Below are 15183 nucleotides of genomic sequence, written 5' to 3'. Positions count from 1 at the left end.
CGTAGCCCTGATAGTTGACCTTGTTCTCTGCTATTTCTTGCGTGCGTATTTCAGCGAATCAAGCGCCACGGCGAAGATGATGATGCCGCCCTTGATGATGTACTGCCAGTACGGGTTCACGCCGATGTAGGTCAGACCGTAGTTGATGACGGTGAAGATGATCACACCGGTCACCACACCCGCGACGGTACCTACCCCGCCGGCGAACGACACGCCGCCCACCACGCAGGCCGCAATCGCATCCAGCTCATACATAAAGCCGAGGTTGTTGGTGGCGCTGCCGATACGGCCCGCTTCCAGCATCCCGCCGAAGGCATAGAACACGCCGGACAGCGCATACACCAGGATCAGGTTAAGCGGAACGTTAACGCCGGAGACTTTCGCCGCTTCCGGGTTACCGCCGATAGCAAAAATGTTTTTGCCGAAGCGGGTTTTATTCCACAGGATCCAGACGAACACGATGGCGATAATCGCGTAGAAGGTGATAAACGACAGCTTGAAGTCGCCGAAGCGCAGGAAGCCCTGGGCAAACTTCGAGAAGCCAGCGTCAAAACCGGCAATCGGTGAAGCGCCCACGAAGTCGTAATACAGCGAGTTGATGCCGTAAACGATGATCATGGTGCCCAGCGTAGTGATAAACGGCGTCACCTTTAGGTAAGCGATGATCACGCCGTTAACCAGGCCAATCACGCCACCGATGATGCACACGGTCAGAATCACCAGCGGAATTGGCACGGTTTCCAGATGCGGGAACACCTTGTTGGCGTTATCCATCGACTGCAGCAGCGTTGCCGCCACCACCGCCGCCAGACCTACCTGGCGCCCTGCCGACAGGTCGGTACCCTGGGTCACAATCAGACCGGCTACGCCGAGGGCGATAATAATACGGACCGATGACTGAGTCAGAATGTTACTCAGGTTCATCAGGCTTAAAAAGGTCGGATCCTGGAAAATAATAATCGCCAGCAGTACCAACAGGACAACATAAATGCCGCCCTCTTTTAACCAGGTTAGCGCATTCTTTTTAGTAGTCGCTTTCATGTTAAAGCCCTTGCTTCATTAAAGGTGTAATGACGCTAAACGCAGGATTTCATTCTGCGAGGTCGTTTTAGTATCGACAATGCCCGCTACCTGACCATTACTCATTACTAAAATACGGTCGGTAATGCCCAGCAGCTCTGGCATTTCAGAAGAGATAATAATGATGCCCTTTTCTTTTTTCGCCAGCTCCGAGATCAGCTGATAAATCTCGAATTTAGCGCCAACGTCAATACCGCGCGTCGGTTCATCAAGCATCAGTATTTCCGGCTGCGTCAATAACCAGCGACCAATAATGACTTTTTGCTGGTTACCGCCGGAGAGCGATCCAATTTGGGTATGATGGCCGGGCGTTTTCACCCGCATGGCATCAATGACCCACTGGGTATCGCTTTTCATGCGTTTATTATCCAGCAGACCCATACTGGATTTATATTTCTTGATATTAGAAATGAGCGAGTTAAAACCAATATCCAGGTAGGCATAAATCCCGGTGGAACGCCGCTCTTCCGTCACCAGCGCAAAACCATGGTTGATGGCTTCGTTGGCGCTGTGGTTATTAATCGCTTTGCCGTGCAGTTTAATGGTGCCGCCCGACTTCTCACGGATACCAAATAAAGTTTCCACAATGTCAGTACGCTTGGCGCCCACCAGGCCGGCAATCCCCAGAATCTCGCCTTTGTGCAGATCAAACGAGATATCACGGATCGATGGCTGGCGCAGCGAGGTCAGATTGCGCACCTCCAGAATCACTTCACCCGGCACGTTAGTTTTGTCCGGGAAGCGCTGGTTGAGCGAACGGCCGACCATCATGGCGATGATCTTGTCCATGTCCAGCCCTTCCAGCGGCTGGGTGGCAATCCACTGGCCGTCACGCAGAATGGTGATCTCATCGCACAGCTGGAAAATCTCTTCCATTTTATGCGAAATATAAACAATACCGCAGCCGCGATCTTTCAGCTTACGGATAATGGTGAACAGGTGGTTAACTTCTTTTTCGGTCAGCGATGACGTGGGCTCATCCATAATGACGATTTTCGCGTCATAGGAAAACGCCTTGGCGATTTCAATCATCTGCATTTGCGATACCGAAAGCGTCGCGACTTTATCACGCGGATCGATATCAATATCTAATTCATCAAAGATCGCTTTGGTATCACGATACATTTTATCCTGATCGACAAACGGCCCTTTGCGCGGATAGCGCCCCAGCCACATGTTGTCCATCACGTTGCGCTGCAGCACCAGATTTAATTCCTGATGCACCATTGAAACGCCATTTTCCAGCGCCTCTTTGGAGGATTTGTAATCTATTTCCTCACCCTGAAACAGGATGCTCCCCGTATCCTTTTTATAAATCCCAAACAGGCATTTTAATAAAGTGGATTTACCGGCGCCGTTTTCACCCATTAAGGCATGGACGGAGTGCGGCCGCACTTTTAAATTCACATTATCTAAGGCTTTCACCCCTGGAAATGATTTCGAGACATTCGTCATCTCCAGCAGATATTCTCGCTGTGTGGTCGGATTCTCACTGGCCATAATTTACCTGGCTAAAAAAAGCGTTGGTCAGATGCAATAAGGCGCGGCAGAAAAGCCGCGCCCGGGACGAATTACTTCACAAACTGCGACAGGTTTTCTTTATCAACCGGTACGTACGGTACACGTACTACTTTGCCATCCATCTTGAAGTTGGTACCTGCGGTTGGCTCTTTGCCATTGGCCAGGTTGTTAGCAATGTCCAGCGTGGCTTTCGCCTGGTTTTCCGCATCGTTCAGCACGGTACCGGCCATCGCACCGGATTTCACCAGCGCCAGCGCTTCTGGCAGGGCGTCAACACCAAACACCGGAATGCTGGTTTTGTTGTGCGCCTTCAGCGCTTCAACCGCACCCATCGCCATCGCATCGTTGTTCGCGATGATTACTTCAATTTTGTTGGCGTTCGGGCCAGACAGCCAGGCGTCCACTTTGTCTTTCGCCTGCGCGGTATCCCACATTGCAGTATCCATCGCCAGCTGCTGGGTTTTGATGCCGTCTTTGTTCAGGGTTTCGATAACGTATTTGGTACGCGCTTCGGCATCCGGATGGCCCGGTTCACCTTTCAGCAGCACGAACTGAATCTGACCGTCTTTGTTCAGATCCCAGGCTGGCGTGGCTTTCCAGTGTTTCTCGATCAGCTCACCCTGCTTGATGCCGGACTCTTTGGAGTCGGTACCGACATAGTAAGCTTTGTCGTAGCTGGCCAGCACTTTCGCGTTAGGCTCTTTGTTGAAGAACACCACCGGCACGTCGTTCGAGCGCGCTTTGTCGATCACCACTGCCGCAGCAGCCGGATCCACCAGGTTGATAGCCAGCGCTTTCACGCCTTTCGCCATCAGCACGTCAATCTGGTCGTTCTGTTTGGATTGGTCGTTCTGTGAGTCGTTCATCAGCAGCTGAATGCCGCCAACGGCTTTCGCCTCTTTTTCGATGTCTTTGCGCACCATCGACATGAAGTTGTCGTCATATTTATAAATTGTCACGCCAATGCGGGTATCGGCGGCGTGCGCAGTTGCACCAAACATCATGCTGGCAACCAGTGCTGTGAGCGTGAAAACCTTCTTATTCATGGTATCTCCGGTTTTTTTATGCAGGGTATTTCATCGCGCCGTATTGCCTGCGGGCAGACAGCGCAGTCGGTTGAAACGCTATTTTTTATGGGGCAGGCGCTGCTACCAAGCCGGACCACCATCGCTATCCTGACTTCCCTGTAGGTAAACGCTTCCTGAAGTGTGTTGTGAACCATTTCAATCGGCTACTGAAACCAGACCGGGGAAGGAAAGCCCGGCGTTACATAATGTTTCAGTCCGGTAAGACGCTGCCATCATAGTGAGCGCCATGTTAATTAACTGTGAATACAATCACAGATTGGAAACGGTTACACGGCGCTATCGCCTGAATTAGTGACCGACTCCACAATTTGCCGCTGCGCCACCGAATGGCGCCGCACCAGCGTAGGCATGAAGCAGTGCGCGGCGTGCGGATCGAGCGTGCCTGCTGCGCCCTGCAGGGCCAGCTCAGTCGCCAGTTTCGCCATAGAAACAATGGGATAGCGCACCGTGGTCAGTTGCGGGTCGGTGTAACGGGAAATGGGGATGTCATCGAAGCCGATGACAGAGAAATGCTGCGGCACCTGAATACCGTTATCTTTCAGCGCGGTGAGCGCACCGGCCGCCATGCCATCGTTATAGGAGAACACCGCAGTGAGGTGCAGATTGCGCCCCAGCAGTTCCACCATCGCGGCTTCACCGCCCTGCATGTCCGGTTCGGCATGCGCAATCCAGCCCTCCGGCGGGCGGATGCCCTGCTCCGCCAGCGCCTGCAGCCAGCCATCGCGGCGCTGCGCCACGTCCTCAATCGGATGGCTGGAGCTGAGGTAACCAATGCGCTGATGGCCCTGCTGTAACAGCATGCGCGTCGCTACCTGCGCCCCGGTAACATTGTCGAGGCAGACGCAGCGGTGCTCATATCCCGGAATAGTACGATTAATCAGGACCATACCGGGAACCTGGTCCATAAACCGGGCCAGTTCCGCGTCTGTAAGCGTTTTCGCGTGCACCACCAGCGCGTTGCAGCGCTGGCGAATCAGCACCTCAATGGCATGGCGCTCTTTCTCTTCCTGATGCCAGGAATTGCTGATGAGCACATGCTTGTGCATGCGCTGCGCCACGGTATCCACCGCTTTAACCAGCGCACCAAAGAAGGGATCGGAAACGTCCATGACCACCACACCGATCGTATCGCTCACCTGGGTAGCCAGCGCCTGCGCGTTAGCATTCGGCCGGTAGCCGAGCGATTCAACCGCCTGCAGCACGGCTTCGCGGGTATCAGAGGTGACTGCACTGCTGTTATTGAGCACCCGCGACACGGTGGCAACGGAAACCCCGGCCTGACGGGCGACATCACGAATCGTTATCATGCAGTTGTTCCACAGAGGAGAAAAGGCGCGACTGGCGCGTAACGGCGCTATTCTGTCAGGGCATCGGAAACAGCTGCGTGAATTACGTCACACGGATGAAAACGGTTACATACAATTATGCAACCTTTGTGATGAACATCATTATCTGCCGGCGGACGCGTTATCCGCTTTTCCGGCGGCGAGCTGCGTCAGCCGGCGCCAGAGCCACTCCATCGGTCCCTGCGGGAAGACGCGCAGCCACAGCACGGAGAACAGAATATTGACCAGCCAGATAGCCGGTACAAAAGCCAGTAGTTGCAGGCGGTCAAATTTGAGGAACAGATCGAAGCGGTAGAACAGCGTGGTGCAGATTAGCGTCTGCAGCAGATAATTGCTCAGCGCCATGCGGCCGACGCACTGAATGGCGTAACTGATCCGCGTGGCGGCGATGGCCGGCCAGTAACCGAGACAGAGTGCAGCGTAGCCAAGGCTGATAAACGGACTGGCGAGATCGCGTGGCACCTGCAGGAAAAAGCCGCTCCAGCGAAATTCCCACTGTAGCAGCCACTGTGCCAGCACGCCGGGTATGGCAATCAGCCAGCCGATGGTAAGTAACAGCGCCGCCGCGCGTCGGTAGTGTTGCAGACTAAACTGGCCGCTCAGCCAGCCGCTGCGCATCAGCGCGGCACCGATCAGCATCAGCCCGGCCAGCTGCCAGCCATACTGCGAAGCCAGCGCCATCAGGCCGGATGACAGGTGTTCGAGGCGATTCTGCACCGCTTCCCAGCCGCCGACCAGTTTCCAGTAGCTCTCATACTCCAGATCTGCCGCGCCCGGCAGCCATGAGCGCGTCGGCTGCGGACTGGAGATGACGCCAAACACCAGCAGCACGGCACAGCCCACCAGATAGAGCAGCACGCCGGTGTGTAATAGCGCCCGCTCCGACGGCACGTCACGCAGCATGCGCCAGACAATCAACCCAATCAGGCCATAATCCAGCAGGATGTCGCCTTCCCACAGGAACACCGCGTGGATGAACCCGATGAAGACCAGCAGCGTTAAGCGCGAGGAGATCCAGCGGCTGCCGCGCGGCACCTGCAGTGCCAGTCCGGCACCAAACAGCAGCGCAAACAGCGTCAGGAATTTTAGCTGCGCCAGGCCATCCATGATTGCCCAGGTCCAGGCATCAGAAACGGAGGCTTCACCCTGCCAGGCCGGATTGAGATAGGCCGCCGAGGGCAGACCAAAGCCGACGATATTCAGCAGCAATATGCCGAGAATGGCGCAACCACGAATGAAATCCAGCGCGAGATAGCGTTGCATCGAGTGCCCTGACGGTGAGAGGAACACGGGCGACAACGACGCCGCCCGCGCTGCTTAGCTGTGGCGTACCGCGCGCAGAAACTCCTGACGCGTGTTCTGGCTCGATTTGAACAATCCGCCGAGTGAAGTGGTGGTGGTCGCGCTGGTCGCATCTTTGACGCCGCGCGCTTTCACGCAGTAGTGCACCGCATCGATCGACACCGCCACGTTATTGGTGCCCAGCAGGGTTTGCAGCGCCACCAGCACCTGCTGGGTTAAACGCTCCTGCACCTGCGGACGCTGGGCGAAGAACTGTACGATACGATTAATCTTCGACAGGCCAATCACCTTGTCTTTAGGGATATAGGCCACGGTGGCTTTGCCGTCGATGATCACGAAGTGGTGTTCACAGGTGCTGGTCAGGGTGATATCACGCACGGTGACCATTTCATCCACCTTCATCTTGTTTTCGATGACGGTGATTTTCGGGAAGTTGGCGTAATCCAGACCTGAAAAGATTTCGTCGACGTACATCTTGGCGATGCGGTGCGGCGTCTCCATCAGGCTGTCGTCTTCCAGGTCCAGATTCAGCAGCTGCATAATCTGGGTCATGTGGCCGGCGATCTCGCGCTTGCGTGACGCGTCGTCCATGTCGCGCACCGGGGCGCGTAATGGCGTTTCCAGGCCACGCGCCAGCAGTGCTTCGTGAACCAGGGCGGCTTCCTGACTTAAGGTGCTCATCGTACTCTTCTCCGGCAGGTGATGCGCCCGCAGGTCTGCGCCTGCGGGGGAAATTCTGAGCGCGTATTGTGAAACACAATGCGCGCTTAATCCAGCAATCAATCCGATTGGAAATGAAAGCGTTTCAGGTGGGCGATCGCCGCATCACCAGCGCCCCCGCCAGCAGCAAACCACCGCCGGCCACCCACAGCGCCGGATCGAGCCGGTGCCACAGCAGGCTGGAAATCCAGGACAGTAGCGGCCCACCGAGCTGTCCGATGGCATAACCGGTAGTAAGCAGGCCGGCGAGATAGCGCGCGTGGTACGGCGCCAGCTCCCGGCTGTACTGCAGCGACAGCTGCACCACGCAGAGAAAGCCGCCGCCAATCAGCAGCGCCGCCAGCAGCAGACCGTTGATGCCCGGCAGTACGATGGCCGCGATCACGCCCAGCGCCTGCGCCCACAGCACCAGCGCCAGCCGCCGATGGCTGCTGCCCCAGTGGCGCGTCACGATCCCCAGCACGATGCCGATCACCGCCGCGCCACCAAACACCGGCCAGACAAACTGAGCAAAAGCGCTATCAGGAAAACGCGCCGCCGCCATTTGCGACAGGAAGGTGGCGGGCAGAATATAGCCAAAGCCGGCGAGGCTGTAGCTGAGGATCAGGCGCTTCAGGTCACGCGTCAGCAGCAGCGGTGCGGCGGCCTGTTGCGGACGATGCAGCTGTCCGCTGCGCGGCAGGAAGCGCGCAATTGCGGCAATCAGCAGCAGCGCCAGCACACCGTACGCCGCCCAGGCAAACGCCGCGCTCACGCCGCTGGCGTGCAGCAGTACCGCCAGCATGCCGCTGATGAAGATGCCGGTGCCGGGACCGGCAAACACCGCTGCCGACAGGCCCGGCCGGCCGTGATGCAGCAGTTGCTCATTGCTCCATGCTGCCACCAGGACCATTGCCCAGCTGCTGGCGACGCCGATCAGGAAACGCACCACCGCATGCAGCCACGGCCCGCTGATACAGGCGGACAGCAACGTCAGCGCGACGGCACCCCAGACGCCCAGCTGCAGCCGCCACTCCACGCGCCGCTGCGCGCGCATCGCGTCAAACGATCCGGCCAGATAACCGAGATAGTTCAGCGCCGCGACCAGGCTGGCGCTGGTGAGCGTGAGCTGACCGTCGTGAATCATCAGCGGCACCTGCGGGGTAAACGCAAATCGCCCAATCCCCATTGCAACCACTAAACTTAAAAACGCGCTAAGCGCAACTCGCCACGCCATTCTGACTCCGGATCGATTGGATTATCACTTGTCAGCAGCATGCATGACGTTTAGACTCACGAAAAGTGAATAATATTAACCAAGTTGTTTACGAGAAGAGAATATGGATTTAGTACAGCTCCGCATGTTCTGTTCCGTGGCCGAAACCGGCTCACTGGCGCGCGCTGCCGAAATGCTGCATCGCGTGCCGTCTAATCTCACCACGCGACTGCGACAGCTGGAAGAAGAAATCGGCGTCGATCTGTTTATTCGTGAGAAGCAGCGCATTCGTTTGTCGCCGATGGGCCACAATTTCCTCAATTATGCGCAGCGTATTCTGGCATTGAGCGACGAGGCGCTGGACATGGCGCGCGCCGGTGAACCCGGTGGTAACTTTGCCTTCGGTTCGATGGAGAGCACCGCCGCCACTCGCCTGCCGGGATTGCTGGCCGCCTACCATCAGCGCTTCCCCAACGTCGCGCTGTCGCTGGTGACCGGCACCTCAGGCGATATCATCGATAAAGTGCGCGCCGGCACGCTGGCAGCGGCGCTGGTGGACGGACCGGCCAGTCATGACGATCTGAATGGCTGCATCGCCTTTCGTGAAGAGATGGTGCTGATCACCAGCCTCGAACACGCGCCGATTCACAGCGCCCGCGATACGCAGGGCGATACGCTGTTTGCCTTTGGCAACAGCTGCTCGTACCGCACCCGGCTGGAGTCCTGGTATCGCGACAGCCAGAGCGCACCGCACAGCGTTATGGAGATTCAGTCTTATCACGCCATGGTCGCCTGCGTGGCCGGCGGCGGCGGCGTGGCAATGATTCCCGCCTCGGTGCTGGCGCAGATGCCGGCCCGCGCGCGCGTGCAGCAGCACAGCCTGCCGCCGACCTGGCGCGACACGGCCACCTGGCTGATGTGGCGCCGCGACGCCTTTACGCCCAACGTTGAGGCGCTGAAGTATCTGATTATTGAAATGTTTGATGACCGCCCGCTCAACGATGAACTGCTGCATCCGCTGCAGGCCGCTGAGTAAGCGTTATTTTTTATCCAATCACGACATCACAGGAAGAGGGATTGCATGAACATGATTAAAACCCGCGCGGCCGTGGCCTGGGCTGCTGGCGAACCGCTGAAGATTGAAGAAGTGGATCTGATGCCGCCACAGAAAGGGGAAGTGCTGGTGCGCATCGTTGCCACCGGCGTGTGCCATACCGATGCTTACACCCTGTCAGGTAAAGATCCGGAAGGCGTATTCCCGGCGATCCTCGGTCACGAAGGTGGCGGCGTGGTTGAAGCGGTGGGCGAAGGCGTTACCAGCGTGGCGGTCGGCGATCACGTGATCCCGCTGTACACGCCAGAGTGCGGCAAGTGTAAATTCTGTCTCTCCGGCAAAACCAACCTGTGTCAGGCAATCCGCACCACGCAGGGCAAAGGGCTGATGCCCGACGGCACCACCCGCTTCTTCAAAGACGGCAAGCCAATCTTCCATTACATGGGCACCTCGACCTTCTCTGAGTACACCGTTGTACCGGAAATCTCCCTGGCGAAAATCAGCAAAGAAGCGCCGCTGGAAGAAGTGTGCCTGCTCGGCTGTGGCGTAACCACCGGCATGGGCGCGGTGATGAATACCGCCAAAGTGAAAGAAGGCGACACCGTGGCGATTTTCGGCCTCGGCGGTATTGGCCTGTCGGCGATCATTGGGGCGAAAATGGCGAAGGCCGGTCGCATCATCGGTATTGATATCAATACCAGCAAGTTTGACCTGGCGCGCAAACTGGGCGCAACCGACCTGGTTAATCCGAAAGATTTTGCTAAGCCAATTCAGGAGGTTATCGTCGAGATGACCGACGGCGGCGTGGACTTCTCGTTTGAGTGTATCGGTAACGTCAACGTGATGCGTTCCGCGCTGGAGTGCTGCCATAAAGGCTGGGGCGAATCAGTGATTATTGGCGTTGCCGGTGCCGGCGAAGAGATATCTACCCGACCATTCCAGCTGGTTACCGGTCGCGTATGGCGCGGGTCGGCGTTTGGCGGCGTGAAAGGACGCACTCAGCTGCCGGGCATCGTGCAGGATTACCTCGACGGTAAGTTTGCGCTGAATGATTTCATCACCCACACCATGCCGCTGGAAGAGATCAACGAGGCATTTGAGCTGATGCATGAAGGCAAATCGATCCGTTCCGTGGTGCATTTTAATAAATAAGCAGGAGGCGACATGGCATCCACTCTGGAGCTGCTGGAAGAACACCGTATTTTTGGCGGCTGGCAGCAGCGCTGGCGTCATCAGTCGGCCGTGCTCAACTGCCCGATGACGTTCAGCATTTTTCTGCCACCGCCGCGCGACGACGCGCCACCGCCGGTGGTGTGGTTTCTCGCCGGGTTGACCTGCAACGATGAGAACTTCACCACCAAAGCCGGTGCGCAGCGCGTGGCGGCCGAACTCGGTCTGGTGCTGATTATGCCGGACACCAGCCCGCGCGGCGATGCAGTGGCCAATGACAGCGGGTACGATCTGGGCCAGGGTGCCGGGTTTTATCTCAACGCCACGCAGCAACCGTGGGCGGCACATTATCGCATGTTCGATTATCTCAGCGAGGAGCTGCCGGCGCTGGTGGCGGATAACTTCAAGCTGAGCGATCGCCAGTCGGTAATGGGGCATTCGATGGGCGGCCACGGCGCGCTGGTGCTGGCGCTGCGCCTCGGCGGGCGCTTTGCGTCGGCGTCCGCGTTTGCGCCAATCGTCAACCCGACCGAAGTGCCGTGGGGACAGAAAGCCTTTGCCGCCTATCTGGGCGACGATCGTCAGACGTGGCGCGAGTGGGATAGCTGCCTGCTGATGCAGAACGCTGAACATCGCCTGCCGGTGCTGATCGATCAGGGCGATAGCGATCAGTTCCTCGCCGATCAGCTACGCCCGGAGCGGCTGGAAGCAGTGGCGCGCGAGCAGAACTTCCCGCTGGAGCTGCGTATCCAGCCGGGGTATGACCACAGCTACTTCTTTATCGCCAGCTTTGTGGAGGACCATCTGCGGTTCCACGCGCAGCATTTACTGGCGTAGTGCACTTCTCTGCCCCTCTGATGCTGAGGGGCAGAACGTGTCTGGCGTCAGGCCAGCGATTCCGCCACCAGCCCATCAATCATTACCTGCGGCATGCCCTGTGAGCAGTGCTCAATGCGGCCGCGCACGCCATACACCTGCGCCAGCGTCTCCGGCGTAATCACCTGCGACGGCACACCGTCGGCCAGCAGTTGCCCCTGCTTCAGCATCAGCGCGTGATCGGCATGACGCAGCGCGATATTGATGTCATGCACCACCACCACCGTCACCATGTTGCGCAGCCGGGTTTCGCGCCGCACCAAATCCATTACGTGGAACTGATAATTCAAATCCAGCGCGCTGAGCGGTTCATCCAGCAGCAGCAGTTCCGGACGGCGAATCAGCGACTGCGCCAGCCCGACCAGCTGCTTCTGGCCGCCGGACAGCTGATCGAGATAACGCATCGCCAGATGGGCAATGCCCAGCTGCTCCAGCAGGTGCATGATCTCCGCTTCACTGGCGGCGCTGTGTAATCCACCGGAGGCACGCTGCGCCACGATGATCGACTCCAGCACGTGCAGATGCACACCGGCTGGCAGCGTCTGCGGCAGATAGACCACGCGCTGCGCGCGCCGGGCAAACGGCTGGCTCATCAGCTCTTCGCCATTGAGCCACAGCTCGCCCTGCCCTTTGCTCAGACCGGCCAGCGCGCGCAGCAGCGTCGATTTGCCGCAGCCGTTGGGCCCCAGCAGCACGGTGATTTTGCCGCGTGGCAGCTGCGTGACATTGAGATCGTCGATAACGTTCCGCTTCGGGTAACCGGCGTAAAAGTGGCTGACGCGTAAGCCCTGCTCCATCACACTGTCCCCCGATGCCGCAGAATAATGCTGAGAAAGAACGGCACGCCCACCAGCGAGGTGACGATGCCGACCGGAATGATGACGCCGGGAATGAGGTTTTTCGAGGCCACCGACGCCAGCGACAGCACCAGCGCGCCGGTCAGCGCACTGGCCGGCAGATAGTAGCGGTGATCTTCACCAAACATCATGCGCGCAATGTGCGGCGCGACCAGGCCGATAAAGCCGATCGGGCCGACGAATGCCACCGCCAGCGCCGAGAGAATGCTGATGCGCAACAGCGTCGCCAGCCGCAGACGCCGCACATCAATGCCGAAGCTCACCGCGCGATCTTCACCAAGGCGCAGCGCCGTGAGTTTCCAGCTGCTGAGCATCGAGAACGGCAGCAGGATGGCAAAGGCGGCGCTCAGCACGCCCAGTTTTTCCCATGAGGCACGCGCCAGACTGCCCATGGTCCAGAACACCAGGCCCTGCAGCGTATCTTCGCTGGCAATGAACTGCATCATCGAAACCAGGGCGTTAAAGGTGAACACCAGCGCGATGCCAAACAGCACCACGCCGGAAGTTGAGACTTTGGTCCAGCGCGTGATGCCATCCAGCATCAGCGCGGCAAACAAGGCGAAGACAAAGGCATTGGCGGAGATCAGCCACTGGTCCGGCACGCCGGGAATACCGATGCCGAGAATGATCGCCACCGCGGCACCAAACGCCGCTGCCGACGAGACGCCGAGCGTAAACGGGCTGGCCAGCGGGTTATTGAGGATGGTCTGCATTTCTGCACCGGCCAGGCCGAGTGAAAAGCCGACCACCACCGCCATTAGCGCATACGGCAGACGGATGTCCCAGACGATCACGCGCGTGCCAGCATCCACCGCTGCGGGATGGAGCAGCGTTTGCCACAGCGTGTCGAGAGTCAGGCCGGCCGGGCCAAGGGTGAAATCGAGGATAACTGAAGCGAGGATCGCCAGCACCAGCACACCAATCAGCAGCAGTCGCTGACGCAGAACCTGACGATAACGGGTCAGGGTATCGGCTTCGGTGCCATGTTCCGCCACCAGCGCGGAGTCCGTACTACGCATTGTTCTACCTGTTTCCTGTCGCCTTATAACGGCTGCCACAATAGAGCAGGTGATAATAATTATCAATGCTGTCTCTGTAACAAAGCCCGAATGGTTTGCGCCAGGTTTGCATAGCGTAATAGATCGCAAAAAAAACGCGGCCGGGGCCGCGTTGTCATGCATTACTGCCTGTTTGCCTGCGCAATAAATTGCGCCGCTACAGAGGGTTGCACCGGTTTGTAGCGGCGCGATTCATCGCGCAAAAACGCCACCAGGCAGCGTTGTCAGGCATTACTGCCTGTTTGCCAGCGCAATAAATTGCGCCGCTACAGAGGGTTGCACCAATTTGTAGCGGCGCAATTCATCGCGCAAAAACGCCACCAGGCAGCGTTGTCATGCATTACTGCTTAAAGGAAGGGAATTCCATCTCGCTGTATTTCACGAAGCGGGTGCCGCGCGTCAGCTTATAGCCCAGCCAGATCACCAGGAACAGCGGAATGCCGATATAGGTTGCGGCTACGCCGTACCAGTCGATGCGATCGGCGAGAAATGCCTGATAATTCTGCCCCAGCGTAATGACCAGACACAGCGCGAACGCAAACATCGGACCCAGCGGGAAGAAGCCGGAGCGGTAAGGCAGATCGGCCAGATTCAGCCCCTGTACCACATAGCCGCGGCGGAAGCGATAATGGCTGATAGCAATGCCGAGCCAGGCGATAAAGCCGGTCATCCCTGACGTATTCAGCAGCCACAGGTACACTTCCTGATTGCCAAATTTCGAGGTCAGGAAGCACAGCGCTGCCACCACCGTGGTCGCCAGCAGGGCATTGCGCGGTACGCCGCCTTTCGACAGTTTCGCAAAAATGCGCGGTGCCTTGCCTTCCTGCGCCAGGTTAAACAGCATACGCGTTGAGGCGTACATGCCGGAGTTACCCGCCGACAGCACCGCCGTCAGGATCACCGCGTTCATCACCGCCGCCGCGGACAGCAGACCGGCATTCTGGAACACCAGCGTGAACGGGCTGACGCTGATATCGGTGACATCGTTATGCAGCAGCTGCGGATCGGTATACGGCAGAATCAGGCTGATGATCAGGATCGCGAACACATAGAACAGCAGAATACGCCAGAACACCTGGCGCACCGCGCGCGGGATATTCTTCGCCGGGTCTTCTGATTCACCGGCGGCAATCCCGATCAGTTCGGTGCCCTGGAAAGAGAAGCCGACAATCATCGCCACGCCAATCATCGCCGCAAACCCGCCGGCAAACGGCGCATCTCCCACCGTCCAGTTGTGCCAGCCAGCATTTTCTGCGCCGCGCAGGATGCCGGTAATCATCAGCACACCGACCACAATAAAGATAATGACGGTGGCGACTTTGATCAGCGAGAACCAGTATTCCGCCTCGCCGAAGCCTTTGACCGAAATGTAGTTGAGCAGGAACATCAGACCGAGGAACAGCGCGCTCCAGATCCAGCCCGGCGTGTCCGGGAACCAGTAGTTCATCACCAGCTGTGAGGCGACGAGGTCAACGGCGATGGTCACCGCCCAGTTGTACCAGTAGTTCCAGCCCAGCGCGAAGCCGAAGCCCTCTTCGACATACTTGGCGCCGTAGGTGGCAAAGGAACCGGAGACCGGCATAAACGCCGCCAGTTCGCCGAGGCTGGTCATCAGGAAGTAGACCATCAGGCCGATCAGCGCGTAGGAGAGTAACGCACCGCCAGGACCCGCCTGAGAGATAGTGGCACCCGAGGCGACAAACAGGCCGGTGCCGATGGAACCGCCAATGGCGATCATGGTGAGATGGCGCGCTTTTAATTCACGGCGCAGCCCAGGTTGTTGTGTTGTTTTTGAGTCATTATGCATGTGTAAACGCTATGCTGGATAAAAATAAGGCGCGATTGTAGCAGCAAAGCCTGCACTGTATAGCATTCGCCTCGGGTTATTAGTTACCTTCATAATCGGCCGGGAATTA

13 protein-coding genes are annotated in these 15183 nt (G+C 57.9%); 3 read left to right on the top strand and 10 right to left on the bottom strand.

Annotated elements, in window-relative coordinates; genetic code table 11:
• Positions 1 to 30: 30 nt before the first annotated feature.
• From mglC to AC6I79_RS06875, 7 genes are all read right to left on the bottom strand, one after another.
• Positions 31 to 1041 (bottom strand): galactose/methyl galactoside ABC transporter permease MglC, encoded by a 1011-nt coding sequence (gene mglC, locus AC6I79_RS06905; protein ID WP_021509284.1) that lies wholly within the window; start codon positions 1039 to 1041, stop codon positions 31 to 33.
• An 18-nt stretch (positions 1042 to 1059) separates the two neighbouring features.
• Positions 1060 to 2580 carry a galactose/methyl galactoside ABC transporter ATP-binding protein MglA gene (gene mglA / locus AC6I79_RS06900; RefSeq protein ID WP_021509283.1) on the bottom strand — a complete coding sequence of 507 codons (1521 nt, stop codon included), beginning with the start codon at positions 2578 to 2580 and terminating at the stop codon, positions 1060 to 1062.
• Between the two features lie 71 nt (positions 2581 to 2651).
• Positions 2652 to 3647 carry a galactose/glucose ABC transporter substrate-binding protein MglB gene (gene mglB / locus AC6I79_RS06895; protein WP_021509282.1) on the bottom strand — a complete coding sequence of 332 codons (996 nt, stop codon included), beginning with the start codon at positions 3645 to 3647 and terminating at the stop codon, positions 2652 to 2654.
• 308 nt (positions 3648 to 3955) lie between these two features.
• A complete protein-coding gene (gene galS / locus AC6I79_RS06890; RefSeq protein ID WP_021509281.1) occupies positions 3956 to 4996 on the bottom strand; it encodes an HTH-type transcriptional regulator GalS in 1041 nt (346 codons plus the stop codon).
• A gap of 141 nt (positions 4997 to 5137) precedes the next feature.
• Positions 5138 to 6298: a DUF418 domain-containing protein YeiB gene (gene yeiB / locus AC6I79_RS06885; RefSeq protein WP_159378523.1), complete on the bottom strand. Its 1161-nt coding sequence runs from the start codon at positions 6296 to 6298 to the stop codon at positions 5138 to 5140.
• Positions 6299 to 6352: 54 nt separating this feature from the next.
• Positions 6353 to 7018: a GTP cyclohydrolase I FolE gene (gene folE / locus AC6I79_RS06880; protein ID WP_021509279.1), complete on the bottom strand. Its 666-nt coding sequence runs from the start codon at positions 7016 to 7018 to the stop codon at positions 6353 to 6355.
• A gap of 124 nt (positions 7019 to 7142) precedes the next feature.
• Positions 7143 to 8273: a YbfB/YjiJ family MFS transporter gene (locus AC6I79_RS06875; RefSeq protein WP_159378524.1), complete on the bottom strand. Its 1131-nt coding sequence runs from the start codon at positions 8271 to 8273 to the stop codon at positions 7143 to 7145.
• Between the two features lie 103 nt (positions 8274 to 8376).
• Between AC6I79_RS06875 and ptrR the strand changes: the two genes are divergently transcribed.
• Genes ptrR through fghA form a run of 3 tightly spaced genes read left to right on the top strand, consistent with a single transcriptional unit; the run spans position 8377 to position 11313 of the window.
• Entirely contained in the window at positions 8377 to 9288 is a 912-nt protein-coding gene (gene ptrR, locus AC6I79_RS06870) for a putrescine utilization regulator PtrR (RefSeq protein ID WP_159378525.1), read from the top strand.
• Between the two features lie 45 nt (positions 9289 to 9333).
• On the top strand, positions 9334 to 10458 hold the full coding sequence (locus tag AC6I79_RS06865; protein ID WP_021509276.1) for an S-(hydroxymethyl)glutathione dehydrogenase/class III alcohol dehydrogenase: 1125 nt from the start codon (positions 9334 to 9336) through the stop codon (positions 10456 to 10458).
• Between the two features lie 12 nt (positions 10459 to 10470).
• Positions 10471 to 11313, top strand: a complete 843-nt coding sequence (gene fghA / locus AC6I79_RS06860) for an S-formylglutathione hydrolase (protein WP_021509275.1) — start codon at positions 10471 to 10473, stop codon at positions 11311 to 11313.
• A gap of 47 nt (positions 11314 to 11360) precedes the next feature.
• On the opposite strand, the gene AC6I79_RS06855 is transcribed toward fghA, so the two are convergent.
• The 3 genes from AC6I79_RS06855 to AC6I79_RS06845 form a co-directional block, all read right to left on the bottom strand.
• Positions 11361 to 12149 carry an ABC transporter ATP-binding protein gene (locus AC6I79_RS06855; protein WP_021509274.1) on the bottom strand — a complete coding sequence of 263 codons (789 nt, stop codon included), beginning with the start codon at positions 12147 to 12149 and terminating at the stop codon, positions 11361 to 11363.
• Positions 12149 to 13228, bottom strand: a complete 1080-nt coding sequence (locus AC6I79_RS06850; RefSeq protein WP_159378527.1) for a FecCD family ABC transporter permease — start codon at positions 13226 to 13228, stop codon at positions 12149 to 12151. Before AC6I79_RS06850 ends, AC6I79_RS06855 begins: the two co-directional genes overlap by 1 nt.
• Positions 13229 to 13607: 379 nt before the next feature.
• On the bottom strand, positions 13608 to 15074 hold the full coding sequence (locus AC6I79_RS06845) for an amino acid permease (protein ID WP_159378528.1): 1467 nt from the start codon (positions 15072 to 15074) through the stop codon (positions 13608 to 13610).
• Positions 15075 to 15183: the final 109 nt, after the last annotated feature.

The sequence above is a fragment of the gamma proteobacterium symbiont of Scutellera amethystina genome, from assembly GCF_059730845.1.
Note: the sequence above shows the minus strand (reverse complement) of the source record. Positions and strands in the feature narration are given on the sequence as shown.

Bases quoted from the DNA above. Each gene is read 5' to 3' on its own strand.
- mglC (WP_021509284.1), bottom strand. From the start codon at position 1,041: ATGAAAGCGACTACTAAAAAGAATGCGCTAACCTGGTTAAAAGAGGGC.
- mglA (WP_021509283.1), bottom strand. From the start codon at position 2,580: ATGGCCAGTGAGAATCCGACCACACAGCGAGAATATCTGCTGGAGATG.
- mglB (WP_021509282.1), bottom strand. From the start codon at position 3,647: ATGAATAAGAAGGTTTTCACGCTCACAGCACTGGTTGCCAGCATGATG.
- galS (WP_021509281.1), bottom strand. From the start codon at position 4,996: ATGATAACGATTCGTGATGTCGCCCGTCAGGCCGGGGTTTCCGTTGCC.
- yeiB (WP_159378523.1), bottom strand. From the start codon at position 6,298: ATGCAACGCTATCTCGCGCTGGATTTCATTCGTGGTTGCGCCATTCTC.
- folE (WP_021509279.1), bottom strand. From the start codon at position 7,018: ATGAGCACCTTAAGTCAGGAAGCCGCCCTGGTTCACGAAGCACTGCTG.
- AC6I79_RS06875 (WP_159378524.1), bottom strand. From the start codon at position 8,273: ATGGCGTGGCGAGTTGCGCTTAGCGCGTTTTTAAGTTTAGTGGTTGCA.
- ptrR (WP_159378525.1), top strand. From the start codon at position 8,377: ATGGATTTAGTACAGCTCCGCATGTTCTGTTCCGTGGCCGAAACCGGC.
- AC6I79_RS06865 (WP_021509276.1), top strand. From the start codon at position 9,334: ATGAACATGATTAAAACCCGCGCGGCCGTGGCCTGGGCTGCTGGCGAA.
- fghA (WP_021509275.1), top strand. From the start codon at position 10,471: ATGGCATCCACTCTGGAGCTGCTGGAAGAACACCGTATTTTTGGCGGC.
- AC6I79_RS06855 (WP_021509274.1), bottom strand. From the start codon at position 12,149: ATGGAGCAGGGCTTACGCGTCAGCCACTTTTACGCCGGTTACCCGAAG.
- AC6I79_RS06850 (WP_159378527.1), bottom strand. From the start codon at position 13,228: ATGCGTAGTACGGACTCCGCGCTGGTGGCGGAACATGGCACCGAAGCC.
- AC6I79_RS06845 (WP_159378528.1), bottom strand. From the start codon at position 15,074: ATGCATAATGACTCAAAAACAACACAACAACCTGGGCTGCGCCGTGAA.